General features: G+C 62.7%; 32 protein-coding genes and 1 tRNA gene. 5 read left to right on the top strand and 28 right to left on the bottom strand.

Translation table 11 applies throughout. The features are described from left to right. Window positions 1-8 precede the first annotated feature (8 nt). A complete protein-coding gene (locus HLH45_RS01985) occupies window positions 9-1025 on the bottom strand; it encodes a lauroyl acyltransferase (RefSeq protein ID WP_029820466.1) in 1017 nt (338 codons plus the stop codon). Here HLH45_RS01985 and dtd point away from each other — a divergent pair. From dtd to HLH45_RS01965, 4 genes are all read left to right on the top strand, one after another. Then, window positions 1024-1464 (top strand): D-aminoacyl-tRNA deacylase, encoded by a 441-nt coding sequence (gene dtd, locus HLH45_RS01980; RefSeq protein ID WP_008572800.1) that lies wholly within the window; start codon window positions 1024-1026, stop codon window positions 1462-1464. The genes HLH45_RS01985 and dtd overlap by 2 nt on opposite strands. A 108-nt stretch (window positions 1465-1572) precedes the next feature. Next, complete coding sequence (gene rpoD / locus HLH45_RS01975) at window positions 1573-3450, top strand: RNA polymerase sigma factor RpoD (RefSeq protein WP_008572798.1); 1878 nt, start codon at window positions 1573-1575, stop codon at window positions 3448-3450. Between the two features lie 193 nt (window positions 3451-3643). Beyond that, on the top strand, window positions 3644-3964 hold the full coding sequence (locus HLH45_RS01970) for a hypothetical protein (RefSeq protein WP_011348769.1): 321 nt from the start codon (window positions 3644-3646) through the stop codon (window positions 3962-3964). A gap of 272 nt (window positions 3965-4236) precedes the next feature. Then, window positions 4237-4312, top strand: a tRNA-Ile gene (locus HLH45_RS01965). A 67-nt stretch (window positions 4313-4379) separates the two neighbouring features. On the opposite strand, the gene HLH45_RS01960 is transcribed toward HLH45_RS01965, so the two are convergent. From HLH45_RS01960 to HLH45_RS01895, 16 genes are all read right to left on the bottom strand, one after another. Continuing rightward, window positions 4380-5567, bottom strand: coding sequence for a site-specific integrase (locus HLH45_RS01960; RefSeq protein ID WP_033478669.1), 1188 nt, complete (start codon window positions 5565-5567; stop codon window positions 4380-4382). Further along, window positions 5567-5791, bottom strand: coding sequence for a hypothetical protein (locus tag HLH45_RS21700; RefSeq protein ID WP_008572794.1), 225 nt, complete (start codon window positions 5789-5791; stop codon window positions 5567-5569). Before HLH45_RS21700 ends, HLH45_RS01960 begins: the two co-directional genes overlap by 1 nt. Next, a complete protein-coding gene (locus HLH45_RS21695; protein WP_008572793.1) occupies window positions 5788-5997 on the bottom strand; it encodes a DUF7696 family protein in 210 nt (69 codons plus the stop codon). The genes HLH45_RS21700 and HLH45_RS21695 overlap by 4 nt, the downstream gene beginning before the upstream one ends. Next, on the bottom strand, window positions 5994-6197 hold the full coding sequence (locus tag HLH45_RS01955; protein ID WP_008572791.1) for a hypothetical protein: 204 nt from the start codon (window positions 6195-6197) through the stop codon (window positions 5994-5996). Before HLH45_RS01955 ends, HLH45_RS21695 begins: the two co-directional genes overlap by 4 nt. Window positions 6198-6262: 65 nt before the next feature. Beyond that, entirely contained in the window at window positions 6263-6487 is a 225-nt protein-coding gene (locus HLH45_RS01950; protein ID WP_008572787.1) for a hypothetical protein, read from the bottom strand. Continuing rightward, window positions 6484-6756: a hypothetical protein gene (locus HLH45_RS01945; protein ID WP_008572785.1), complete on the bottom strand. Its 273-nt coding sequence runs from the start codon at window positions 6754-6756 to the stop codon at window positions 6484-6486. The genes HLH45_RS01950 and HLH45_RS01945 overlap by 4 nt, the downstream gene beginning before the upstream one ends. Further along, on the bottom strand, window positions 6749-6931 hold the full coding sequence (locus HLH45_RS01940; protein ID WP_008572783.1) for a hypothetical protein: 183 nt from the start codon (window positions 6929-6931) through the stop codon (window positions 6749-6751). The genes HLH45_RS01945 and HLH45_RS01940 overlap by 8 nt, the downstream gene beginning before the upstream one ends. Next, the gene (locus tag HLH45_RS01935) at window positions 6924-7349 is read right to left on the bottom strand and encodes a hypothetical protein (protein ID WP_033478668.1); all 426 of its coding nucleotides are present in this window, start codon (window positions 7347-7349) and stop codon (window positions 6924-6926) included. Before HLH45_RS01935 ends, HLH45_RS01940 begins: the two co-directional genes overlap by 8 nt. 78 nt (window positions 7350-7427) lie before the next feature. Beyond that, a complete protein-coding gene (locus tag HLH45_RS01930) occupies window positions 7428-7700 on the bottom strand; it encodes a hypothetical protein (RefSeq protein ID WP_008572778.1) in 273 nt (90 codons plus the stop codon). Continuing rightward, on the bottom strand, window positions 7700-7987 hold the full coding sequence (locus tag HLH45_RS01925) for a hypothetical protein (RefSeq protein ID WP_228996796.1): 288 nt from the start codon (window positions 7985-7987) through the stop codon (window positions 7700-7702). Before HLH45_RS01925 ends, HLH45_RS01930 begins: the two co-directional genes overlap by 1 nt. Beyond that, window positions 7984-8202 (bottom strand): hypothetical protein, encoded by a 219-nt coding sequence (locus HLH45_RS01920; protein WP_014091199.1) that lies wholly within the window; start codon window positions 8200-8202, stop codon window positions 7984-7986. The genes HLH45_RS01925 and HLH45_RS01920 overlap by 4 nt, the downstream gene beginning before the upstream one ends. A gap of 326 nt (window positions 8203-8528) precedes the next feature. Continuing rightward, complete coding sequence (locus tag HLH45_RS01915) at window positions 8529-11225, bottom strand: toprim domain-containing protein (RefSeq protein ID WP_033478667.1); 2697 nt, start codon at window positions 11223-11225, stop codon at window positions 8529-8531. Between the two features lie 9 nt (window positions 11226-11234). Next, window positions 11235-11447 carry a hypothetical protein gene (locus HLH45_RS01910; protein ID WP_008572770.1) on the bottom strand — a complete coding sequence of 71 codons (213 nt, stop codon included), beginning with the start codon at window positions 11445-11447 and terminating at the stop codon, window positions 11235-11237. Further along, the gene (locus HLH45_RS01905) at window positions 11444-11722 is read right to left on the bottom strand and encodes a hypothetical protein (protein WP_008572768.1); all 279 of its coding nucleotides are present in this window, start codon (window positions 11720-11722) and stop codon (window positions 11444-11446) included. Before HLH45_RS01905 ends, HLH45_RS01910 begins: the two co-directional genes overlap by 4 nt. A gap of 10 nt (window positions 11723-11732) precedes the next feature. Then, window positions 11733-12053, bottom strand: coding sequence for an ogr/Delta-like zinc finger family protein (locus HLH45_RS21980; RefSeq protein ID WP_008572766.1), 321 nt, complete (start codon window positions 12051-12053; stop codon window positions 11733-11735). Window positions 12054-12055: 2 nt separating this feature from the next. Then, window positions 12056-12313 (bottom strand): BcepMu_gp16 family phage-derived protein, encoded by a 258-nt coding sequence (locus tag HLH45_RS01895; RefSeq protein WP_008572763.1) that lies wholly within the window; start codon window positions 12311-12313, stop codon window positions 12056-12058. A 70-nt stretch (window positions 12314-12383) separates the two neighbouring features. Here HLH45_RS01895 and HLH45_RS01890 point away from each other — a divergent pair, with 70 nt between their 5' ends. After that, window positions 12384-12821, top strand: a complete 438-nt coding sequence (locus HLH45_RS01890) for a helix-turn-helix domain-containing protein (RefSeq protein ID WP_008572760.1) — start codon at window positions 12384-12386, stop codon at window positions 12819-12821. Between the two features lie 267 nt (window positions 12822-13088). On the opposite strand, the gene HLH45_RS01885 is transcribed toward HLH45_RS01890, so the two are convergent. The 11 genes from HLH45_RS01885 to HLH45_RS01835 all read right to left on the bottom strand — a co-directional run bounded on the left by HLH45_RS01885 (window position 13089) and on the right by HLH45_RS01835 (window position 22211). Continuing rightward, entirely contained in the window at window positions 13089-14153 is a 1065-nt protein-coding gene (locus HLH45_RS01885; protein WP_228996798.1) for an N-acetylmuramoyl-L-alanine amidase family protein, read from the bottom strand. A gap of 68 nt (window positions 14154-14221) precedes the next feature. Continuing rightward, on the bottom strand, window positions 14222-14671 hold the full coding sequence (locus HLH45_RS01880; protein ID WP_126952649.1) for a hypothetical protein: 450 nt from the start codon (window positions 14669-14671) through the stop codon (window positions 14222-14224). Window positions 14672-14804: 133 nt separating this feature from the next. Beyond that, complete coding sequence (locus HLH45_RS01875; protein WP_008572755.1) at window positions 14805-15794, bottom strand: phage late control D family tail protein; 990 nt, start codon at window positions 15792-15794, stop codon at window positions 14805-14807. After that, the gene (locus tag HLH45_RS01870) at window positions 15791-16192 is read right to left on the bottom strand and encodes a phage tail protein (protein WP_008572753.1); all 402 of its coding nucleotides are present in this window, start codon (window positions 16190-16192) and stop codon (window positions 15791-15793) included. The genes HLH45_RS01875 and HLH45_RS01870 overlap by 4 nt, the downstream gene beginning before the upstream one ends. A 12-nt stretch (window positions 16193-16204) precedes the next feature. Next, a complete protein-coding gene (locus HLH45_RS01865; protein ID WP_008572751.1) occupies window positions 16205-19075 on the bottom strand; it encodes a phage tail tape measure protein in 2871 nt (956 codons plus the stop codon). 29 nt (window positions 19076-19104) lie between these two features. Further along, window positions 19105-19218: a GpE family phage tail protein gene (locus HLH45_RS01860; protein ID WP_005922203.1), complete on the bottom strand. Its 114-nt coding sequence runs from the start codon at window positions 19216-19218 to the stop codon at window positions 19105-19107. Between the two features lie 8 nt (window positions 19219-19226). Beyond that, window positions 19227-19529 (bottom strand): phage tail assembly protein, encoded by a 303-nt coding sequence (locus tag HLH45_RS01855; protein ID WP_008572745.1) that lies wholly within the window; start codon window positions 19527-19529, stop codon window positions 19227-19229. A 45-nt stretch (window positions 19530-19574) separates the two neighbouring features. Next, on the bottom strand, window positions 19575-20084 hold the full coding sequence (locus tag HLH45_RS01850) for a phage major tail tube protein (RefSeq protein WP_008572743.1): 510 nt from the start codon (window positions 20082-20084) through the stop codon (window positions 19575-19577). Between the two features lie 29 nt (window positions 20085-20113). Next, window positions 20114-21280: a phage tail sheath protein gene (locus HLH45_RS01845; RefSeq protein ID WP_008572742.1), complete on the bottom strand. Its 1167-nt coding sequence runs from the start codon at window positions 21278-21280 to the stop codon at window positions 20114-20116. Between the two features lie 11 nt (window positions 21281-21291). Next, window positions 21292-21651 (bottom strand): GPW/gp25 family protein, encoded by a 360-nt coding sequence (locus HLH45_RS01840; protein WP_008572739.1) that lies wholly within the window; start codon window positions 21649-21651, stop codon window positions 21292-21294. Then, window positions 21648-22211 carry a phage baseplate assembly protein V gene (locus tag HLH45_RS01835; RefSeq protein ID WP_008572737.1) on the bottom strand — a complete coding sequence of 188 codons (564 nt, stop codon included), beginning with the start codon at window positions 22209-22211 and terminating at the stop codon, window positions 21648-21650. Before HLH45_RS01835 ends, HLH45_RS01840 begins: the two co-directional genes overlap by 4 nt. Window positions 22212-22240: the final 29 nt, after the last annotated feature.

Genomic DNA, 22240 nt, shown 5'->3' with positions numbered 1-22240 from the left:
CTCGGTCGCTAGTGCGGATGCCGCTCGGTCGCATACGGGTTGGCCTCGCCGCTGCCCGGCGGACGCAAGGTGTAGCGCTTGTAGGTCCACTGATATTGCGCCGGGTCGCGCCGGGCGATCTGTTCGATGCCGGCGTTGAGCGCGCTGGCCGCACGCACCGGGTCCGCATCGGCCACTGCCGGGTCGGCCGGTTGCACATGCAGCGCGAACTGCAGATCGTCGCCGGCACGCTCGCACCAGCCGTACAACACGATCGCCCCGGTCCGCTCGGCCAGCCGGTTGACCAAGGTCATGGTCAAGGCCGGAATGCCGAAGAACGGCGCGAACACGCCATCGCCCATCTTCGGTTGCTGGTCGGGCAGGATGCCGACCGCGCCGCCGTCCTTGAGCACCTTGAACAACTGCCGCACCGCCGGGCCTTCGGCGCGCACCTGGCGCACGTTGTCGCCGCCACGTGCCAACTGCAGGAAGCCATCCACCGCCTCGGACTCCGGCGGCCGGTAGACAATCGCGATTGGCCCGCGTTCGGACAGCCACTGGTTGAGCAGTTCCCAGTTGCCGAAATGCGGCGCCGCCACGATGACCCCGCGCCCGGAGGCCAGCGCGGCGTCGTAGAGTTCCTGGCCGTTGCGCTGCAGGCGCGCCAGGTTCTCCGCCGGCGGGCGGGTCCAGGTGCGCAGCACTTCCAGCGTCTGCCGCGCGGTCGATTGCAGGATCTGCGCATGCAAGCGCGCGCGCTGCTCGGCGCTCAGTTCCGGATACGCCAGTTCCAGATTGCGGCGCGCCACGCGTGATTCGCGTGCATTGAGCTTGCGCCAGCTCCAGGCCAGCGTGTCGGCCACGCGCTTGAGCAACGGCCACGGTAAGCGGCCCACGGTGGCGGCGGTGGCATACAACAGGCGAGCGCGAACATCAGGTGTCATCGGCGCAATTCTAAACAGCGCAGACCACGAAGGCCCGCGCGTGACAGTGCCGGCAGCGCTGGGCATGCTGCGCGGCACAGTTTGCCGCCCGAGAATGCCCATGCTTGCACTGATCCAGCGCGTCACCCGCGCCGCCGTCACGGTCGATGACCAGATCGTCGGGCAGATCGGCCCCGGGCTGCTGGCGCTGATCGGCGTGGAGCCCGGCGACAGCGACGCGCAGATCCGGCGCCTGGCCGAGCGGCTGCTGAGCTACCGGGTGTTCGGCGACGACGCCGGCAAGATGAACCGCTCACTCACCGATACCGGCGGCGGCCTGCTGCTGGTCAGCCAGTTCACCCTGGCTGCGGACACCAGTTCCGGCAACCGCCCAGGCTTCAGCACCGCCGCGCCGCCACTGGAGGCTGAACCGGCGTTCAATCGATTGGTGGCGATCTGCCGCGAAAAACATCGCGGTGGGGTGGAAACCGGGCGTTTCGGTGCCCATATGGTTGTCGACCTGGTCAACGATGGCCCGGTGACCTTCCTTCTCAGACCCTAGATACACCACGTCCACCAGCGGTCCCGTCTTGAATCCGGCAGACCGGGCTTCACGCTGGTATAATGCTAGGTTCTCTTTCCAATCTCAAAGCCGGTGGCGCGAGCACTCATGGCCAACGAACGTCCTGCCCAGCAATCCGACATCAAGCTACTGATCAGCAAGGGCCTGGAACAGGGCTATCTGACCTACGCCGAAGTCAATGACCATCTGCCCGACGACCTCGTCGACCCGGAGCAGATCGAAGACATCATCAGCATGATCAACGGCATGGGCATCGATGTCCATGAAGTTGCACCCGATGCCGAAACCCTGTTGCTCAACGATGGCAACACCGGCAACCGCGAGGTTGACGACACCGCCGCCGAAGAAGCTGCCGCCGCGCTGACCGCGCTGGACACCGAAGGTGGCCGCACCACCGACCCGGTGCGCATGTACATGCGCGAGATGGGCACGGTCGAGCTGCTGACCCGCGAAGGCGAAATCGCCATCGCCAAGCGCATCGAGGAAGGCCTCAGCCAGGTCCAGGCCGCATTGGGCGTGTTCCCGCTGTCGACCGAAATGCTGCTGGCCGATTACGAAGCGCACAAGGAAGGCAAGAAGCGTCTGGCCGAGATCGTGGTTGGCTTCAACGACCTGATCGAAGAAGCCGATGCAGCCGCTGCTGCGCTCGCCGCGGCCGGCCCGGTCGCCGTGTCCGACGATGAAGCGGTCGACGAAGACGACGACGAAGACGGCGATGACGAGGCCGCCGAAGAAGAGGCCGGCCCGACCGGTCCGGATCCGGTGGAAGTGGCCACGCGCATGGAGAACCTGGCCAACGAATACGCCAAGTTCAAGAAGGCCTATGCCAAGAACGGCGCCGAGCACAAGCTGGTGGTCAAGGCCCGCGAAGACATGGCCGCCATCTTCACCACGCTCAAGCTGCCGCTGCCGCTGACCGACGCGCTGGTCACCCAGCTGCGTGGTGTGGTCAATGGCATCAAGGATCACGAGCGCAAGGTGCTGCACCTGGCCACCACCGTGGCACGCATGCCGCGCAAGGACTTCATCCGCTCCTGGGAAGGCAACCAGACCAACCTGGAATGGGTGGAAGACGCACTCAAGCGCAAGCAGAAGTGGTCGTCGGCGCTGCGCGACGTCAAGGACCAGATCATCTCCGAGCAGCAGGGCTCGATCGAGATGGAAAAGGCCAACTACCTGACCCTGGGCGAGATCAAGGAAATCAGCCGTGCGATGGCTTATGGCGAAGCCAAGGCGCGCAAGGCCAAGAAGGAAATGGTCGAGGCCAACCTGCGTCTGGTGATCTCCATCGCCAAGAAGTACACCAACCGCGGCCTGCAGTTCCTGGACCTGATCCAGGAAGGCAACATCGGCCTGATGAAGGCCGTGGACAAGTTCGAATACCGTCGCGGTTACAAGTTCTCGACCTATGCCACGTGGTGGATCCGTCAGGCCATCACCCGTTCGATCGCCGATCAGGCGCGCACCATCCGTATCCCGGTGCACATGATCGAAACGATCAACAAGTTGAACCGCATTTCCCGTCAGATGCTCCAGCAGTTCGGCCGCGAGGCCACGCCGGAGGAACTGGCCAAGGAAATGGACATGCCCGAGGACAAGATCCGCAAGGTGATGAAAATCGCCAAAGAGCCGATCTCGATGGAAACCCCGATCGGCGACGACGAGGATTCGCATCTGGGCGACTTCATCGAGGACACCAATGTGGAGTCCCCGATCGACAACACCACCAACATCAATCTCTCCGAGACGGTGCGTGACGTGTTGGCCGGCCTCACCCCGCGCGAGGCGAAGGTGCTGCGCATGCGCTTCGGTATCGACATGAACACCGATCACACGCTGGAAGAGGTCGGTAAGCAGTTCGACGTCACCCGTGAGCGGATTCGTCAGATAGAGGCCAAGGCGTTGCGCAAGCTGCGTCACCCGAGCCGTTCGGAACAGCTGCGCTCGTTTCTGGATATCGACTGATGCCGCGGTCGTAACCGTGCAGTGATCACACAGCAGCCCCGCTCATGCGGGGCTGTTGCGTTATGGCGCAGGCAGTTGGCTATGCTTGGTAGCGGGTAGCGGTTGGTCGCATGCAAGGCATGCGTCAGTGAGGTAGCGCCGCGATGTTTCACGTACCGCCGACGAAGCTACACGGCCACGCAACATTAAACCGATGTTTCTGCAAACCTCACGTGGCGTTCTGACCGCGACTTCTAAGTTGGCCGACGAATGGAGACGAGATTGCTTTATGAGCAGGCAAAGCCGCTTTGAAACCACCACGTACCGCGAACACGAGATCCGCGTACGCGCCGAGCAGGCTTCCCCTGATGCCAAGTGGACGCTCTGGGTGGACGTGTACGCGCTCGGCGGCAAGCGCCAGCCGCGTATCGGTTGCAATGGGCTGGCCTATGCGACGTACCAGGAGGCCATTGCGCACGGCTTCCGCGCGGGTCGGCAGCTGATTGATGGGCAGTTTGAGACGGCTGATGCGTAAGGGGCGGGGATTTGGGATTGGTGATTCGGGATTGGTAGGTTTGCTGGGTGCGTCTAGATGACGCGATCGCGTGCATCACGCTAGAAATCTGATGCCAAAGCCCAGCCGCCGCTGGGCTTTTCGTTGTAGGCAGCCGACACGGGATCTCGCGGCAGTGAGCGCTGTATTGCTGCAGGCAGAGGGCGCATAGCAGACACGGCAACGTCCACACAGGTAAACTTTCGCGTCCGCGGCACGGCCCGACATGCTCGCCATCTCGCCGCCAGACACACGGGCCTATAGCTCAACGGTTAGAGCAGAGGACTCATAATCCTTTGGTTGAAGGTTCGAATCCTTCTGGGCCCACCATAAAATCAAGCGCTTAGCTGCTGCCAGGCGCCTCAAGCTGAGGCTGCCGGGAAAATTGCCGGGAAAATTAGCTGCGCTTTGGAGGTTTTACCACCGGCAACGCGTGGTCATAGCGGCCGGTCATTTCTGGTGTCACGTGCCCTGCGGCGTCTTGTTTGTCGCCCCGGTTACCCAGTGTGTCGGTAATGCCGCGATGCTTAAGGCCGTGCAACGAAAAGCGCTCCTGCTTCGAAATGATCCCTTCTTTCATTGCGAGCTTGATGAATCGCTGCCACGCGCTATCCAGCGATGACTTAGCCATCGGATTACCGGTCTGTTCAACGAGTAGGCGCCGATCCTCAGCCTGGATTGGAACTGCAAAATTGCGACCGTTTTTAGTCCAGATGGCGCTACGTCGTGCTACGAGAAGATCCCACGCTTCGATCATTTCTGGATCCCATTCAGTAAGCGTGTCGCGTGATCCCTTGCGCCGTTGAGCATGGATGCCTGTCGGTAGCTTATGTGTGTCGTTGAGCGTGCAAACCTCGATCCCGCGTAGGCGTGCGCTATACGCCAGCACCATGACCGGTGCCAGATAGCTCGGGCAGCTGCCTTTCGTATGCGGCATGAGAGAGCCGCGCTCTCGAGCGAAGGTCAGCACCTTGTCGAACGCGGCTGGCGTTGGCATCCGGTGCTTCTTTGCTTCGCGTGCTTGCCTCACCCCGATGGCTGGATTGGATCTGCACAGGCCGACACGCACGCCCCACGCGAGTGTGCGACGTAGATAGCGGTGAAGGTGATTCGCTTTACTGGGCGTCGCTGGAAGTGCGGGTTGGTAACGGTTGGCTGGCCGCCCCATTGCGAAGACTTCCACGAGCCGCTGGACCACAGGCGTGGTGATCCGATCAACCTGCACTGAACCCAACTTCGACCCGTCCTTGCGAAGATAGTTGGCAATGGAGTCGGCATAACGCCGATAGTCACCCTGCGTGTCGATAGCCAGTTCTTTGAACTCCAACGACTCGTGGAAGCGATCAAAGATATAGCGCAACGTGCCGCGCGTGCCTTTGCCCGCACGTTCCTCGACGATTCCATGCAATTCCGATAGACGAGCTCCAGCGTAGGCCACGGTTTGCTTTCGTGTGGCTCCGCCTTCTGGATGCGGTTCGACGACGTACCATCGTCCATCTTCCCAATACAGGCCGCGCGGGAGCGCGGCCTGGTCAATATGGGCTGGTATGAGCGGATTAAATTTTCGCTTGCGGCCTCTTGCCATTACATAAGCTCCTGTTCTGTATCCATCTCGATAGCGTTGTCTTGCTGCAAGCCCAATGCGGCATTGAGCGCATCTAGCGTTGTCCAAATTCCCCCTCGACCGTCATACCTGTAACGGATGCCCTGATCGTTGGCCCAGCGCACCACGGTCGCTGCACGCGGGGAGGGGCCAATTGGCGCGCATAGGCGCCGCAGGTCCTCAAATGTAAGCACCCCACTGCTCATGCACCTTGCTCCTTGGCCCACTCCCGCCTGTGCCTCCATTGCTCGCGCATTTCCTCGACGAGCAAGTCAGCAGCGGCGTAGCCGCGCTGAGTAGCGATGCGGAGCCGAAGCTCTTGCACCTTGGCTGCATCCGTGTAGCCCTGCCGTAGCCAGTGACGCGCCTCGCAAGCCCTACGGAACCCTTCCACTTTTGCGCCATCGATCATCGCTGACGCGTGCCGGTGAATCGCAGGCCGAGCTGCACAACGTTATGGGCGCACGGCCGGGGCTCACGAGGCGTGCGGATGCGATGCGCACGCCGCCATTCGGTCATGGCCAACTCGAAGCTGGGATGCTTCTGCGTGCGCCTACACACGCACTCGATGAAATGCCCGCCGCCGGCCTCGGGGCGGCGGGCGTCGAGCATGTGACGAGCCAGGTGGCCGCTCGTGCACGGCGGTAGAGGACTGTCGTGGTCGACCTGACGTTGGGTCACGGTACCTCCAGGCGCAGCACGCGCTCGGCGTCCCGAAGATGTTGCGCGGTGTCGGAGTCGATCCGGTCCAACGCTTGGGCGATGGTGTAGCCCATTTCGGCCAGCCAGTCGTGGCGATTCAGCACCAGAGCGGCTGTGAGCGCCTCCCCGGTGGACAAGGGGCCAGGCTCTCCCAAACGCGCTGCGGCGCGCGCAATCTCGATCGTGCGCTGCAGGTTCATGGCTGCGTCCTCCACGCGTCGCCGAGCTGGGCACGTGCTTCCTCGACACGCATGAGGCGCAAGCCCCAGCGCACCGACCAGGTGCGGGCCTGCTGCTCGTTGCAGGTCAGGATCAGCTGCCCGGAAGACTCCAGGCGATCAGCGCGGACCGCGAACAACAGATCGTCCAGCTCGATGACCTCCTGCAGGCCGAGCTTTTGACACAGAGCCTCGGCGTTGAGCGATTTGCAGCTGCCCTGCGGGCCGAGAAGAATGACCGACTCAGCCATGAGCAGCCTCCCGCCGCACAGCCATGCGGGTGCGGCGACGCAGGCGCTGCGGCACCTGTCCAACGGCCAGGCCCGTCTGGGTGAGGCGCGGGCGGCGCGTTGTCCACAGCTTGTAGATCAACGCGCCACCGGCCGCCGGCGCAAGGACCATCACCAGGGCAAGCAACTCAACCATGGGCAACCTCCCGTGCGGCCTGCGCAACCGCAGCTGCAGCAGCTGCAGTCGGCCTGCGGGGCAACATGTTGGCCAGGTCAAAAGGGAAATCTAGGCCGTCCATGAACTCGGCCAACTCCGTGCTGATGCGGTCTTCCGCCGTGGTCCACAAGCGGGGGCCGTCGATGAGCTTCCAGCCAGTACCGGTGCCGCGACGCCGCTCCCAGGACTGACGCACCTGGCGAAGCGGTCCCATGTTCAGGACGGCAGTGACCACGACCGCCCCATGTGTGACGTGCATGGTGATGGTCGCTGAGCAGTCGCCCATGCTGCGATCGTAGGCGACGCCGGCCGGCGTGCTAGCCTCCGCGTTAGGTCCGGTGCCCAAAGCCCGCGAACGTGCTGCCGCGGCTGGACGTGTTCCAGTTTGCTGTTGCATATCGACTCTCCAAGGTTGCGTTGGTGGAGGGCCTTGGGGCGGTGTTACAGCACCGCCCGCCGGCCCGCTGAAACGGGGTTAGATCAGGTCGACGCCAGATGGCGGATTGCTGGGGTCAGGCTCGCGCATGCGCTGTGCGCCATTGAGGACATCCAGCAGCTCGTGGCGAATGTATTCGGCCACTGCTGCTGGTCCGTCGTGATTGATGCCTGCTTCGATCGCGATATCGTTGGTCAGCGCGGCAAGCAATGCGGCCGCGTGGTACGCGCGCCATAGGCGGTATTGCTCTTCTTCGCTGATCGAGAAATCAGCGTCTTCCGGCAGCTGTGCGTGTGGGCGAGCGGCGTCCATTAAGCCACCTCCAATGCGGGCATGCGCTCGATCACCCACTCCAGCAGCGCTGCGGCGTCGGCTTCCGGCATGACCACGTGCAACGAGCCGATGACCAGGCCAGTGCCGTCATTGACCAGGAACAACTCGCAAGCGTCTTCAATTACGCTGCAGGCGAACATGACCGGCGCGCGATCATGCAGGCCATCTGCATACAGTTCGGCCAGCACGTCGGTCTTTCGTATCTGCAGAAGCAGGTAGACGCCTGGGGCCACACGCAAGGCCTTGTGCATGTCGCGCCGGCTCACTGGCGTACCTCGGCCAGATCGGCATTGATGCTGGAAATGGCGGCCTCAACGTCGGCCAAGGTCAGGGCCTCGGGCGCTTTGCCCATGGCCTGCAGCTTCGCCTGCAGGGCGAGCCAGGCGGTGTGGTTCCAGTCGAGGGTGTTGGCGATCAGGCCGAAGTAATGGGCGATCTGACGCGCGGCGTTGGCCGGCGCTTCTTGAGCGTCGTAGGGCATGGTGGATTCCTTGAGTTGACTGGAATCCGCCACTGCCGAGGCTAATCGGAGGTGGCGGACGGCACGGGTTAGCCTTACCGGACTCAAGGAACCGGCGGGCCTTGCGGCCCCCACGTACCGCCCGCCATAGAACTGGCAGGCAAGCGCCCGAGCAAACGCAGGGCGACAAAAAAGCGCCTTGCATCGATCGATGGGCGCTGGTGCGCCTTGAGATATCAGGAGGCTAATCCCGGTCGCCGATTTTGCGGCGACGCGGTAATAGTTGCTCCGCTCCCGGTCGGAAGTCAACGAAAATTTCTCAAAATTTCCCACATGTGCGAGCGCTCTCATTTGGCAAACACCCAGCACTTCACGGTGGTGCCGACGCCGGTCAGATCGTCCTTGAGGACGGCGCTATTGACGGCCACGTTCGCGCCGATGAACTTGTGCCGGCGCGAATCTCCGAGCAGCGCACGCAGCACCTTGAGATCGGGCACGGCCTGGCTGAACTGCGCGGCCCGCGCCGCGAAGTGATTGAGGTTGATCGCGATGCGCTGCGCGTCGCGGCTATGGTTGACGACGGCCTTACCGTGGCCGGTGGCCTCGAGGTATTCGTAGACCTCCCAGAACTCGTTGACCATCGCGTGGTCGGCGCTGATCGCCTTCTGCCGTTCCAGGGCCATGTCCAACAACGCGAGCCGCGTCTGCTCGACCATATCGTCAGGGATTGTGATGACCAGGCGCAGGCAGTCGAACAGCGCCAGCATCTGCGCGTGGTTCTTGATGACGCGTTCAAGGCGCAGATCCTGCTGCGCGCGCAGCTTGGCCTCGAAGACCTTCACCCGCTCGGCGAACAGATCGAGGATGGCGCGTTCCTGACGAATGGCGCGCACAAGGAAGTGGCTGACTTCTTCGACCTGCAGCGCGTTGAGATTGTCGGCCGCGATGCGGCTTTCGGTGGTGACCTGGGGCCGTTTGAAGTGCAGCTTCACGATGCGCGTGAGGATCGCCTCGCTGGCGTCCACCGCAGCGTTTTGGGTGATGACGATCGTGCCGCGAAACGGCGGCTCGTAGGTCTCGTTGCCGCCGTTGCGCACGCCACGTGTTGCCAGGGTGCCGCCGCCGAAAAAGTCCTTCAGCTCATCCCACTCGAACGTCTTTGAATGAGCCTTGTCTGGCTCGCTGCGATCTGCTTCCAGCAGGACCACGGGCATGCCGGACACCTGGCCCATGGCGCGTGCGCGGCCAGCCTTGGACGACTTGGCCGGGTCGAAGCCCTCGTAGTCGGAGCGGCCCAGCAGCTTCCACAGGAACGTCAGCAGCGTGGTCTTGCCGGCGCCGGCTTCACCGGTGGCTTCGAGGAATGGGAAGCTCTTGTGGCCGGCGCGGATCTGCTCGGCGAACAACGAGCCAAACCAGAACGTCATGGCGACCATGCCGTGCGTCCCGAAGCACTGCCACAGCCACGGCAGCCAATCTGCGCGGAACGCGTCGGCGTCGCGCTGGATCTCCAATCGGATGGACTTCTGAGTGGTCTTCAAGCGCAGCTTGTCGAACTCGAAGTAGTCCTCTTCGTTGGCGGTCACCAAGTCGCCATCGCGCACGGCCATATCGCCGAGCAGATAGGCACGATGCTCCTTGCTGTAACCAACGAAGTCGATGGCGTCCACCGTCTTGATCGCCTCGGTCTGCTCTTCGATCAGGCGGTCCAGCTGGTGGCCGGTACCGGTGAACATGGCACCGGCGGCCAGGGAGATCAGGCGCTTCTTGAACTCGGAGGCGCTCGCGACATGGCCACCTGTAAAGGTGCCCTTTACGCTGGGTCCGTCGTGCGGAAAATCGACGCGGAAGTAGTACCAGCTTTCGTCAGTGACCTCCTGACGCTGGAAATACAGCGCTTCCGGGTAGCAGTTGGCGATCTTCTGGACGGAGCACGCGGCGCGCTTGATCTTCTTCAGATCCTCGGCCGCAACCTCATCGCCGTCGTCAGCATCGATGTCGCCCAGCTTCTCCTTGCGCAGCTTGTCGAAGCGCTGTGTATCGAAATCGAACCAGTACAGGCGAGAGCGGTAGTCCAGCCAGAAGTCGTTGCGCCCGTCGTGCTCGAACATCAGCAGGCCTTTATCCACGGCCGAGCGAGCCACAAGCAGGTCGCCCTGGTAGCGGGCTTCGTTGACGTCGTTGTCCCATTGCTTGGGATCATCGGACGCGATAGCGCGCAGATGCAGGTCGTTCCAGTCGGTCTTCTTGCCGTCGCGCTGGACGATCTGCGCGGCCCGCGAGTCGAAGCCCAGCGCCGCTGCGCGCTTGATGTGCTTATGCGTGTACGCACGGGCGCCCGGCTCGTTGTCCAGCGCCCACACGAGCGTCGGAAGATGGGCCATGCGTGCCTTTGCCAGCTCGCGTAGCGATTCTTCCGGAAATGCGTTGGAGGACATGGCCGACACTGCGCACATGCCGTGCTGCAGGAGCGCGATCGCATCAAAGATGCCCTCGACGATCCATACCTCGCGCACCGTCTGCATGGCTTTGAGCGCGGCAGGCGCGGCCCACCAGACGCCCGCATAGCTCTGGCCTGGCGCAAAGCGCGCCTTCTGCTTGCCGAAGCGGTGCGGGCGATCGATCAGGCGCTCCCACCAGCCGCCTTTGACCAGCGGAAAACGAACCGTCGCGGTACCGGCGCTGATCTTGCGATCGTAATGGCTGTCCTGGGTGTAAAGACCTTTCAGCGGAGCCAGGTCGAAACCACGGGAGAACTGCAGGTAGGCATCGGCCGCAGCATTTGGAGCCGCAGCCGTTGGCTGGAAGCGCTTGGACCAGTCGTCGAACAGGTCGTCGTACAGATCCTTGACGTGCAGTTCGCGCCCACACTTGGATTGGCGGCCACACTTCACCACCCATGGCTTGAGATGGTTGGTGTAGAGCTCTTTCTTGCTGCACGACGGGCACTTGCCACCGCGCATGTACTCGGTACCGCTCCGGTGCTTGAGTCCGTAATCCCGCTCTAGTCGGGACAGCACCTGTTGCCGCAGATCCTCTTGCATCGAACTTCCTTAGACGCCGAGCCAGCGCCGAGGCGCGTGCGGAGAGGGGGCGTTGTCGATCACGACATAAGCGCCGCCGGCACGGCGGTGCGCATCAACTGCGGCAGCGAGCAGGCGTGCCTCTTCGTGCTTGGCGTGCGGCGCGATGCGCTGCGGCACGTTGCTGGCCGCATCAACGAATCGCGGCTCCTGTGCGGTGAACCAGCTGTTGGCATGCCTCACGAGCCGACCTCGGTGTTTGTGTGTTGGAAATCGAATAAAGCGGTGGCGGCATCGGTCAGCACGACCAGGCGCTCGTCGAAGACGTCAGCGGTGGCAAGTCCATCGCGCATGAGCGCGGCAACCACAACCGCGCCGAAGCGCTGATCCGTGTCAGGCGCGGCATTGCGGCCGATGTAGCCGTGTTCGGTCTTCACCAGGCCGCGGTGGATGCGCGCAACTTCCAGGCAAAGCTTCGCCGTGGGCGGCAGTGCCGCCCAATCAATGGTCTTTCGCATTCGGGTTACCTCAGAGGTGAGGGAAGAACGGCTCGCCGCCCATGGGGATCAAGTCCAGCTGGCGGTCGCCCAGCGACTCGCGGTAGGCCTGCAACGCTTGGGCGCGCTGATAGGCAGGTGTCGGTGGAAGTTCGCTGTGTGCGGTGGGTACGCCGCTGGGGCTGGCAATACCCGTCAACTCCGAATGGCCCGTGTAGGTTGCGCCACACATGGGGTTTTCACAGACATACGAGTCGTGCCGCAGGAACTTATGTGCAAGGACGCTGGTGCGTTTGATGAGCCTTGCACTGCATGCCTCGCAGCGAAAAACGATCTTTTTCCGACCGAACATTCTCACCCCCTTGAGCTCTTGGCGGTTGGGATTTCTGTGGCACTATTGGGTGGTGCCTTGAGGCCCAGGGCGATCGCCGCCTTGTGGGACTCGCCGTATTTGCCTTGAGAACGGCCGCGAAGCAGGTCATGCACGACCGACCGATCCACGCCGTTCTGCCTAGCGAATGCCGAGACCGTGATGCCATTTGCTTCAAGCCACTGTCGCGCCTGTTCCGGGCTGCGAGGCGTGAACTGCTGCATCTGGCTCTTCGGGGGCATGTGGCGGTTCCGTTTGCTTTTAGGAATTTTGTGGACTTAACTCAACATTGTCAAGTAAGGGAATGCCCGTATGACTGTAGGGAAACGCCTTAAGGAAGAACGCAAGCGCCTTGGCCTTACCCAGGAAGAGATGGCCTTGCAGTTCGGCCTGACCCGATACGCGCAACTGAACTTCGAGAAGGACATCAACCTGCCCGGCGGAGCGTATCTACTGGCCGCGCTGGACCGTGGTGTTGATGTCATGTACGTGTTGTCCGGACATCGGGCGCAGTTAGACCTCGCCGACAGGCGACTGCTGTCTGCGTTCAAGGATGCGTCACCGGCTGCTCGCAGTGCTGTGCTGGCTGCATTGGGCTTGGTAAGCGATGCCTCGTCCTTCAATACAGGTGCCGGCCCGGTACTGTCGTTCGACAATAGTGACGTGGGCCAAGCGGTTTCGACGACAGCGATCGTGGATCAAAGCAACATGCAGATTGTTGTTGGTGGACGCAAAAAAAAGAGCAAGTGATCAGCATCGCGATTGGGCAGCTGCTCGTAAGAAATTTGCCGTTATCGGCTATACCTGCGTGAACTGTAGAGCTTGCTAGCTCGCAAAGAAAAAGCCGCCGGTTTGAACGGCGGCTTTTTGGTGTCGGCGCGAGGCTCCATGCGATCAATTTGCCATCATCCTGACAGCACGATATGACCAGACATCCAAGCCAATGATGGCGCAATTCCTAGACTTTGGTGTGTAGGAAAAGTCCTTGTCACCATGACGGCGTCGAACCAGGCTGAGTTAAGAGTTCGTTATCCCGATAGACTCATCCGCAATAACGGGAGATGCCATCTTTGACTTAGGTGGTACACAGCTGTACGTGTGGTCGACAGGAGCTGTCTTTACTCCATCAGCGTCCTCGAGCCAGCGCCTGTATACAAAAGTGCCAGCAGTTGTTTTACCCGTGCAGCTAATTTGGAAAGTAAGTGGAGAGCTCACTACATTCACAGTACGGGTGCCACCCGAGCAACTCCAGCCGCTTTGACAGCTAACAACTTCAAAATACATTTTGACTGGAAAGGCGGGGTTTCCCGAATAATTTATTTTGTAGTCAAAAGGGGTGCCAATAGGCCCCGAGACAGTTGGAATTGAGTCAATTTTAAAGGGGGCGCACTCTTTTCCCTCCTTATACAACTTGACACCTTTGGCCATCCCTTTGCTAGCCAATGTTCTGAACTTTGTGTTTTGCAAGGCTATGGCATCTGCCGCATTGGTGTGAAATCCTACCTCGATAATGGTAGATGGGTAGTTGGCGACTCTGTTCTCGCCTTTATCCTCACCGCGGGGTGCAGTATCAACATCCCATTGCTCATACGCCGCGTCCGAGTTGATAATTTCTTTCATTGAGCAAACGACTTTTGAAGTCAACAGTTTGCTTTGCTCGGAGAACGGATGGTTTGGCTGATAGAAACCAATTGTTCCTCTAATTTTCCCACTGTTTTCCGCGTTCGTGTGGATGTTAAGGCCGTAACTAGCCTTTAGATAATTTCCATAGAGTGGTCTGGAACGAATATCCTCATTCTTTTCACGCTCGACGCTTGTCTTGTCATTCGGTATTGATGCCCAAATTTTCGACTGGTCAGGTAGTAGATCCATTAAATAATACTTGGCTGAAACCTCCCACCAAGGTTTTCCTGAAGGAGTGTGTATAGCAGTAGATTCGCTGCGAACTAGTGCGGTATTAACCTGTGACCCATTTGCAGTCAGAGCGCTGTTTACCGCAGTAGCATATCCGGGCGTTGTTTTGTCTTCCAGCATCCCGTTCTTAGCGTCTCGCTGATAGCTCCACTCGGAGTTCGTCCCAATGTGCTTTATGTATAATCCGTGCCCGGCAGCTAATAAAAGGAGCGGGAGAGGGTCCTCGGCAGGCCGGATTAGTTCAGCTTTTTTTTTTCAGAGCCGGGCTCTGGGTGGTAGAAATAAATACTTTTGCCGCCGTACGTGCATTCATATTCAGTGACGCTGACTTCGCCACGCAGCAGATAGCGAGCCGTGGTTGCGAAACTGCTGCACTGTTCTTCAGAGTCAGCACCCGCCGTGTCAGGAACAGCATCCCTACCAAGCTCAATTGTGAGTTTGCTCTTTGTTGAAGACAAGTGAGCCTTAACGTCAAACATCTTTTGGCCAGGTAGTTTTGTAGTCTTGCTGGCTTGTGAACGCAGTTGCTTTGTCAGCGACTCTTCAACTGAACTTCGATCGATTGCAGAAAGGCTGGTGGTGGCGACTCCATCACTCTTTGTCTCACTCGCACTAGCTTGAGAGGTGATGAATAGGCAAGTAGCAATAGCAAGCCCTGACAAATTCAATTCCAATGACGATTTCATTCTCTTACTCCGTGAGAAATTCCTAGATAGAACACGGCTTGCTCAAATTTTGTGCTAGCCGAGCCTCGGATCCACCCCAGTCCGAGCGTATACGACGCAATATTTCTTGTCCATCACACATTTTGTAACGTCCTCAGCGTTCGAAGTTGGCGTCAAGGGTCAAAGATGTGGTGAAGCCCATGCTGTCCATCACGTGTGTTGCAGTTGCGATCAACCACCGTTGCCTATCAATTTCTTGTTTGAAGCCGATGAGCTTTAGGCTCTGCTCCGGCGATAGCTCCGCTTGACCTATAGCAAGCTTGAAATCGAACTTCGCCAGTCCGCGTTTCACCCGCTCCAGCTCCGCGTGCGCATGCTGGCGTGCCGTTGCCTCATCGGCATAGGACTCCCGCAGGCGCTTGGCGTTGTCGTCCGTGCCTACCAGCACCGACTGCCGCCGCGCTTTGCCTTTGTCCACCCAATACGCGCGTACACCGGTGTAGGCATCCCGGTCGGCAACCGAATAGCGATGTTGGTCGCCGTCGCGCCGCGTCAGTGTGACGGCGGGCAGGGGTTTGCCAGTCGCCGTGGTGCCGGCGCCGATGGGGGCAAACACCAACGCGCCTCCCTTCACCGTTGCCACTGCATCGAAGCGTTGGCCCAGGCTGGTCAGCAAATTCATGTCGCTTTCGTTGGCCTGGTCAAGGTGCGGCAGCTTGATCTTTGCCAGTGATTCTGCGACGCGCGGCGTCAGACCATGTTCGCCGGCCAGCGTATTGAGCACTGCCCCCAGCGTGGTGTTGTGCCAGCTGCGCTCGCGCCGTGTGCGCACATTGGCGGTCAGATCTGCGCTACGCGCACGCACGGTGATGACATCAGGCGCGCCGCTGTACTCCACCTCGTCCACGATGAAGGAGCCTTTGTCGACTAGGCCGGTGGCTTTCCAGCCCAGCGCCACGGCCAGGCGCACACCACGCTTGGGCAGCGCTATCTTGCCGTCGTGGTCGTGGATGCGCAGATCCAGTTGGTCGGCTTCGCCGCCTCGGCATTCGGTGAGGGTGAGATCGAGCAGGCGCGGTGCGATGCGCTCGGTGAGGTCGATGCCATCGAGCACCACGCGCCACTGCGGAATCGAGTAGCTCATGCGGCGTTCGCCTCTGGCGTAACGTCGTCGGTGCGGCGCAGGCTCAGCTGGAACTCGATCCGTCGGGGCGTGCCGTCCTCGAAGAAAAGCGAGGCAGTTTCGTTGATCGACAGCAGCAGATACGGCCCGTAGACCACGCCTGCGCCATCCACCAGCGGTAGCGGCTCACCATCGGCCGCAAGCTGGCGCAGCGTGTCCAGCGACGCGCGTGTGCCAGTGAGTTCGGGAGCGATCAGACCAGACAGGTCGATGCTGTCATCGCCTGGGCCGAGGAACTGGCTGGCTGGCCGTGCGCCGACGCGCTCGCTGGTGGCATGACGCCAACTCATCTGCCGCTGCAGCTGCAGGAACGCGGCGCTGTCGAGAGAAAACACGAAGGTGCCGTAGGACATCATCATTGGGGTGGATCCTCAGTCGTCGCGCAGGCTGGAGCGGCGGGTGGCCGCCGTGCGCCGCTCGCGCTCTTCGATCTGGCGGGCGACTTCGCGCGCCAGGGCGTTGGCATCCATACCGGGTGCGGCATGGACGTGGATGACGAAGCTGTTGCCGCCTGCAGGCGCGCTGGCGGCGCGCACAGGGGCCGACAGCGGCGCCCGGCTGTCGATCGCCGCCACCGGCGCTGTGGCCGTCGCCAGGGCCAGGCCTGCGCCCACGGCACGCATCCGGTCGCCAAGCGCCATGACGGCCTGCACAGGCGCGCCCTGGCCGCGCTGCAGGCCCACCGTGAGGCCCTGCATGGTGTAGTCGCCCAGCTGGGCGAACACGCGCGAGGGGCTGTGGATACCCAGCAGGCCCTTGAAGCGATCGACCACGCCGGTGCCGACGCTGGCGATCGCATCGCCGGCCGCGCCGAGCTTGGAACGGATGCCCTGGACAAGGCCGCTGATCATGTCGGCGCCAGCCTGCAGCATCCGGGCCGGCCAGTTGGCCAGCTGCAGATTGATGCCTGCCCACAGCTGCAGCAGCCCCTGGCGGATGCGATCGCCGTTGCCGGTGAACACGCCCACGATCAGCGACCACGTGCCCTGGACGGTTTGCCATACGCCGCCGAGGATCTGCTTGACTACCGGCAGCACGAACACAAACGCCTGCACCAGCCAGCCGATCGCCTTGACCGCCAGCTGCAGCTGGGTGACCAGCACTGCCCCCAGGATCTGCCCGTAGCCGCGACCGGCCTGCGTTGCACCCTGCAACTGCGCGGTGGTGGCCTCGAAGGGCGTCAGCAGCTGCTTGACCCATGCCCAGGCCTGACCCATCGCTGCGGCCACGGTGTCCCACACCGGCGCCAGTGGCGCGAGCGCGGCCTTCAGCTCGGCGAGGACCGGCGCGGCGACATCGACGATGCCTTGCCAGACGCCAACGGCGAAGGCCTTGATCGGCCCCCAGTACTTCCACACCAGCAGCGCCACGGCAGCGACGGCCGCGCCGATGGCCAGCACCGGCAGGCTGACGCCGCCGAGCAGTGGCAGCAGCAGGCGGGCGCCATTGGCGAGCATCGGCAGCACTCGGCCGCCGAACGCCAGCCCCTGCCGCAGCAGCGCACCAAAGCCGCCACCGCCCGATAGCAGCGCGACGGCGCCGTGGATCTGCGAGAACGCTATCGCGGCGACACCACCGGCGACCAGCAGCCCGCCCAGGATGGTGAGCAACGCCGCGCCTCCGATGACGACCTTGGCGATCGCACCCACCAGCGCAGGATTGGCGCGGATCCAGGTTGTGACCTGGCCAACCACGGCAGCGGTGCGCTCGGTCAGTTCCTTGAACTGCGGCAGCAGGGTCTGGCCGATCGATTGCGACACCACCACAGCGGTGTTCTTCAGCAGCTGCAGCGAGTTGGCCGAGGTGGCCACTCGCGATGCGTACTCAGCCGACATCGAGCCGCCGTAGCGTTGCGCATCGGCGACCTTGGCGAAGTTGCCCTGCAGCAGCTCCAGATTGGTCAGCAGCGGCGCGATCGCACCGATCGACTCGCGGCCGAACAGCTGCGTCATGGTCGCGGCCTGCTCGGCCTTGGGCAGTGCGCGCAGCTTCTGCAGCACTGACATGATGGCCCCGCCGGCATCCTTCTGCATGACCTGGGCCATGGCCGTGGCCTTGATGCCCAGCTTGTCAAAGGCCTCGCGCTGGCTCTTGGTGGCCGACTCGCCCGAGGCCAGGGTGAGCAGCATGTTCTTGATGCCGGTGGCCGAGACCTCCGACTCGATACCCATGCCGGCGACGGTGGCGCCCAGCGCAGCCAGCGGTCCGCTCTGCAGACCGGCGACCTCGCCCAGGGCGCCAATGCGGTTCACCACTGCGCTGATCTTGTTGACGCTGGCCGGGCCGGTGTTGCCGAGATAGTTGATCTTGTCGGCCAGCACGACGACCTCATCCTGGCCCATCCGGAAAGCGGTGCGCCAGGTGGCCATGGTCTGGCCGGCTTCCTCGGCGCTGCTGTCGAATGCCACGCCCATCTTGGCCGCGTCCTCGGCGAAGCGAACCAGTTCCTGGCGCGGGATAGCGGCCTGGCCGGCGGCTGCCACGATCTTGGCAATCTCGGCCGGCAGCATGGGCAGTCGCATCGAGAGGTTCTCGACATCGCGACCCATCTGCAGGAACTGCTGCGGCGTTTTGAAGTCCACGACCTTGCGCACGTCGGCCATGGCCGACTCAAACTCCATCGCATCGCTGATCGGCAGCACCGAGGCGCGCAAGGCGCGCTGGCCGGCGAAGGCCATGCCGGCGCCGTAGGCGCTCGCCTGCAGGCCAGCGCTTTGGATCCGGGCGCTGCGGCGCTGGGCAGCGTCAATTGCCACCAGGCGCTGCTGCTGGGCGCGCATGGCGGTGGTGGTGCTCTCGATCTCGCCGCGCAAACGGCGCTCATGCGTGACCAGCTCGCGGGTGCTGATTCCGGCCGTCTCCAGGCGACCACGCAGGCGCTGCAGGCCGGCCTCCTGCGCACCGTGTGCGGTCTTGAGTTCCCGTGCGGTGCGCACGGCACGCTCGAACTCGGCATTCATGGCAGCGGTGGGCGTGCTGGTGGCCTTGATCTGTTGGGCAAGCGTGCGTACCGATTGCCGCTGCGCATCGAGCGCGGCCTTGGCGCGCTGTGCCAGCGCGACCTGCTCGCGATAGGCGCCGATGTCGCGGTGCTGGCTGTTGAGTTGGCGCAGCGCGTCGCGCTGGTTGCGCAGTGCGGTGGCGACGCCGCGGCTACCGCTCAGCACGCGCCGGAACGGACCGGTGGCGCGGTCGACGGCGGCCAGGATGACCTGCAGGCGCAGATTGTCGGAGGCCGCCATTTAGGCGGCCTCGTGGTTCGGGTAGGGCATCATTCGGCTCCGCTTCGCAGGCGGGCACGCTCGCGCCACGCCGTGAGTTCGTGCAGCGACCAGCCGTCCATCTCAGACGGAGGCCAGTGGAAGATGGCCGCGATGTCGGCCATCGCATCCTCTACGCAGTCGGGAAGTCCGCTTCCCTCTGTGCCTTCGGCAAGAAAAAAACCTGTACCTCCTGACCTACCGCCAGCAGGTCCGCCGGATCCATCGCATTGACGTCGGCGGTGGTCAGCGTGGGCGAAGAGATTCGCGGCAGCAGCGTCGCCAGCGCGGTGACATCCAGCTGCAGCACGTCGGTGAGCTTGAGGCCGCGCAGCTCACCCGCACCAGGCTTGCGCACCTTGAGGTCGGTGATGGTCTGTTCGCCGCGCGTGATCGGCTGGTCGAGGGAAATGGCTGGGGAAAAGGTCGGGGTCATCGGAAGGTCTCAGGGCGAAGGCCTGGCGGCGCCAGGCCGGAAGGGTCAGGCGCCAATGGCGCGGCGTTGGGCGGCGAGCAGATCCACGCCGTTGACGATCTCGGTCATGTTCACGAAATCGATCTCGATCACAGTGGCGCCGTTGATGCTCAGCTTGTAATAGCTGGCCGAGGTCTTGACCGAAAACTCGGTGTCATCGCCGGACTTGCCGGTGCCTGGATCAATCTCGCTGTGACGGCCGCGCACGACCACTTCCACCGCATCCACCTCGGTGGCGTCGTCGCGCTGGTAGGCGCCGGCAAAGCGCAGCTGCACGGCGTTGTGAGTGGTGGCGCCGTACTGATTGAGCACACCACGCATCAGGCCGCCGCACTTCCATTCGAGCTCGATCTTCTCCTGCCCGAAGTCGATATCGACCGGGCCATTCATGCCGCCGCCGCGGTATTCCTCCATCTTGCGGGACAGCGTGGGCAGCTTCACTTCGACCACTTGGCCGAGATAGCTCTCACCGTCGTTGAACAGGTTGAGCGCCTTGAGTTTCTTGGGCAACGCCATGGGGTTCTCCGGGAATCAGATCGGGTGCGTTACGCGTTGACGCGTTCGGCGAAGTCGGCCAGGTAGCTGGTGGTGATCTTCTGGTACAGCTGCAGGTTCTCCAGCGGCGGCACGGGCGTGTAGTCGTAGTCGATGCGCAGCGCGCCATCGGCTAGTGTGGTGGCGCTGTTGACCGAGCCGTCGTACCAGGCGTTGGCATCGATCAAATAGCCGGACGACTTCAGGTCGCGGAACTTGGCGTTGATCGTTTCCAGCAGGTCTTTGACCAGCGAGGGATGCATCGGCTTGTCGACGTAGAACGCCACGCCCTCGGCGATGGTGTCGGCCAGGATTTGCGCGGTTCGCGTGGCCGTCTCGAACGCGAACATGCTGTCCTCGGCGCACGTGCGCGATCCCCAGAAGCGTTGCCCGTTGAAGGTCACCAACGTGGTGATGTCGCCTTCGTTGAGCACGCCGGCATCGGTGGCGGGATCCTGCAGATCCCAATGCACATCTTTCGAGATGCCGGTGACGCCAGCCACTGGCACGTTGGACAGGCTCTTGTGCCAGCCCTGCTCGGTGTCGATCTTGGCGCGTAGGCCGAGCGCACGTGCGGTGGCATACGCCGCCTTCGTGGTGCTGGTGGCGGTATCGAAGGCCAGGAAGTCCGGCCAGATCATAATCAGCTCGCGATCGCCGAACTGGCCGCGATACGTGACCGCCTCGGCCACGGTATCGGCGACGGGGCGCACATACGCCATTGCGCGCAGCTTCCTGGCGACAGTCGCTAGCGCCTTGGCCACCTCCAGCGTGTCCAGACCCGGGGCGCCCAGGATGCGTGGGCGCACGCCCAGCTGTGCCTGCGCGGAGAGCAAGGCATACAGGCCGGTGTAGCCGCTGGACTTCGGCTCGCCGATCACGTTGGCGGTGGTCTTGGCCGCATCTGCGTCTTCGGCCACACGCACGACGATGGTCACCGGGTTGGTCTGGTCGGCGATGCCCTGCAGCGCGGCGCGCAGCGTACCCTTGATGCCAGCGCTGGCGACAGCACCCAGCACATCGGTGATCAGCACCGCCTTGTTCAGCGGGAAGATTTTCTCATCCGCATCAGAAGCCGTGGCGACCAGGCCGACGACAGCGGTTGAGACGGTGCGGATGGTGCGCGTGCCCGCGCTGACTTCGATGACGCGAACGCCGTGGTGGTAGGCAGTGGACATAGATTCCTCGATCAGGACGAGCGGAAGCGGAGCGGGATGGTCATGCGCGAGCGCGCATTGGCGGGGGCGACGTCAGTGCGTTCGCCTTCGATCGTCAGCACGAAGCTGCCAGGCGCATCACCGATGACCAGGTCGACGCGGGTCAGGCGCAGGCGCGGCTCCCAGCGCATCAACGCGGTGGCCGTGGCGCCGTAGAGCAGCGTGCGGGTGGCGCCGTTGAACGGCTGGTCGATCAGCTCGGGCAGCAGCGAGCCAAAGTCGCGGCGCTGCTCGCGCGTGCCGATGGGCGTGGTGAGGATGCAGGCGATCGACTGAGCCAAGTGCTGCTCGCCCTCGATCACGTGCCCGGTGGTGGCATCGACGCCGATCACTGCGGGCCGCCGCTGAGCGCGCTGCCGGCGGTCACGCCGGTGGTCTTGTGGTTCTTGAGGCTGATCCCGCCGCCGATCACGTCGGTGTCGACGGTGGCCGTGCCGGTGATGCCGGCATCGCCATTGATTTGGGTGGGGCCGTTGACCGTCAGCGGGCCGTTGAGGGTGATGCCGCCATCGGCGGTGATGGTTGCAGTGCCGCCGCTGGGCAGTGTCGCCTGCAGCGCATGCGCCTCGGTGTCGTAGTGAATCTGCGCGCCATCGGCAAAGCGCAGCACGTGGAGCGTGTCGGATGCGGCAGGCGCGGCGAATTGATCGGAATAGAGGCCGCGTAGCACCAGACCATCGGCCAGGTCGCCAGCCGGCGACAGTACCACGACTTGTTCGCCGATTGCCGGCGCCGACCAGATGATGGTGGTGCCGGCCAGGGTGACCACCCAGGGCAGATCGTCGGTCAGCATCTCGCCAACCTGTACGCGGCATCGCGCGGTGGTGAGATTCACCTCGGCCACGGTGCCGAGACGAATGGCGTTACTCAGTGCGGAGGATGCGTTGCCCATGCAGCCATGGTCCGTGGCTGCATGTTGTG

The organism is Xanthomonas euvesicatoria (assembly GCF_013112235.1).
GTDB lineage: Bacteria > Pseudomonadota > Gammaproteobacteria > Xanthomonadales > Xanthomonadaceae > Xanthomonas > Xanthomonas euvesicatoria.
Note: the sequence above shows the minus strand (reverse complement) of the source record. Positions and strands in the feature narration are given on the sequence as shown.

Bases quoted from the DNA above. Each gene is read 5' to 3' on its own strand.
- HLH45_RS01835 (WP_008572737.1), bottom strand. From the start codon at position 22,211: ATGGGCAACGCATCCTCCGCACTGAGTAACGCCATTCGTCTCGGCACC.
- HLH45_RS01950 (WP_008572787.1), bottom strand. From the start codon at position 6,487: ATGAACCTGCAGCGCACGATCGAGATTGCGCGCGCCGCAGCGCGTTTG.
- HLH45_RS21695 (WP_008572793.1), bottom strand. From the start codon at position 5,997: ATGATCGATGGCGCAAAAGTGGAAGGGTTCCGTAGGGCTTGCGAGGCG.
- HLH45_RS01855 (WP_008572745.1), bottom strand. From the start codon at position 19,529: ATGACCCCGACCTTTTCCCCAGCCATTTCCCTCGACCAGCCGATCACG.
- HLH45_RS01915 (WP_033478667.1), bottom strand. From the start codon at position 11,225: ATGCAAGAGGATCTGCGGCAACAGGTGCTGTCCCGACTAGAGCGGGAT.
- HLH45_RS01945 (WP_008572785.1), bottom strand. From the start codon at position 6,756: ATGGCTGAGTCGGTCATTCTTCTCGGCCCGCAGGGCAGCTGCAAATCG.
- HLH45_RS01850 (WP_008572743.1), bottom strand. From the start codon at position 20,084: ATGGCGTTGCCCAAGAAACTCAAGGCGCTCAACCTGTTCAACGACGGT.
- HLH45_RS01970 (WP_011348769.1), top strand. From the start codon at position 3,644: ATGTTTCTGCAAACCTCACGTGGCGTTCTGACCGCGACTTCTAAGTTG.
- HLH45_RS01940 (WP_008572783.1), bottom strand. From the start codon at position 6,931: ATGGTTGAGTTGCTTGCCCTGGTGATGGTCCTTGCGCCGGCGGCCGGT.
- HLH45_RS01845 (WP_008572742.1), bottom strand. From the start codon at position 21,280: ATGTCCACTGCCTACCACCACGGCGTTCGCGTCATCGAAGTCAGCGCG.
- HLH45_RS01960 (WP_033478669.1), bottom strand. From the start codon at position 5,567: ATGGCAAGAGGCCGCAAGCGAAAATTTAATCCGCTCATACCAGCCCAT.
- HLH45_RS01920 (WP_014091199.1), bottom strand. From the start codon at position 8,202: ATGCCCTACGACGCTCAAGAAGCGCCGGCCAACGCCGCGCGTCAGATC.
- HLH45_RS01890 (WP_008572760.1), top strand. From the start codon at position 12,384: ATGACTGTAGGGAAACGCCTTAAGGAAGAACGCAAGCGCCTTGGCCTT.
- dtd (WP_008572800.1), top strand. From the start codon at position 1,024: ATGCTTGCACTGATCCAGCGCGTCACCCGCGCCGCCGTCACGGTCGAT.
- HLH45_RS21980 (WP_008572766.1), bottom strand. From the start codon at position 12,053: ATGTTCGGTCGGAAAAAGATCGTTTTTCGCTGCGAGGCATGCAGTGCA.
- rpoD (WP_008572798.1), top strand. From the start codon at position 1,573: ATGGCCAACGAACGTCCTGCCCAGCAATCCGACATCAAGCTACTGATC.
- HLH45_RS01935 (WP_033478668.1), bottom strand. From the start codon at position 7,349: ATGCAACAGCAAACTGGAACACGTCCAGCCGCGGCAGCACGTTCGCGG.
- HLH45_RS01895 (WP_008572763.1), bottom strand. From the start codon at position 12,313: ATGCCCCCGAAGAGCCAGATGCAGCAGTTCACGCCTCGCAGCCCGGAA.
- HLH45_RS01905 (WP_008572768.1), bottom strand. From the start codon at position 11,722: ATGCGAAAGACCATTGATTGGGCGGCACTGCCGCCCACGGCGAAGCTT.
- HLH45_RS01955 (WP_008572791.1), bottom strand. From the start codon at position 6,197: ATGCTCGACGCCCGCCGCCCCGAGGCCGGCGGCGGGCATTTCATCGAG.
- HLH45_RS01930 (WP_008572778.1), bottom strand. From the start codon at position 7,700: ATGGACGCCGCTCGCCCACACGCACAGCTGCCGGAAGACGCTGATTTC.
- HLH45_RS21700 (WP_008572794.1), bottom strand. From the start codon at position 5,791: ATGAGCAGTGGGGTGCTTACATTTGAGGACCTGCGGCGCCTATGCGCG.
- HLH45_RS01875 (WP_008572755.1), bottom strand. From the start codon at position 15,794: ATGAGCTACTCGATTCCGCAGTGGCGCGTGGTGCTCGATGGCATCGAC.
- HLH45_RS01880 (WP_126952649.1), bottom strand. From the start codon at position 14,671: ATGAAATCGTCATTGGAATTGAATTTGTCAGGGCTTGCTATTGCTACT.
- HLH45_RS01985 (WP_029820466.1), bottom strand. From the start codon at position 1,025: ATGGGCATTCTCGGGCGGCAAACTGTGCCGCGCAGCATGCCCAGCGCT.
- HLH45_RS01860 (WP_005922203.1), bottom strand. From the start codon at position 19,218: ATGGCCGACATCGCGGCCATCTTCCACTGGCCTCCGTCTGAGATGGAC.
- HLH45_RS01865 (WP_008572751.1), bottom strand. From the start codon at position 19,075: ATGGCGGCCTCCGACAATCTGCGCCTGCAGGTCATCCTGGCCGCCGTC.
- HLH45_RS01870 (WP_008572753.1), bottom strand. From the start codon at position 16,192: ATGATGATGTCCTACGGCACCTTCGTGTTTTCTCTCGACAGCGCCGCG.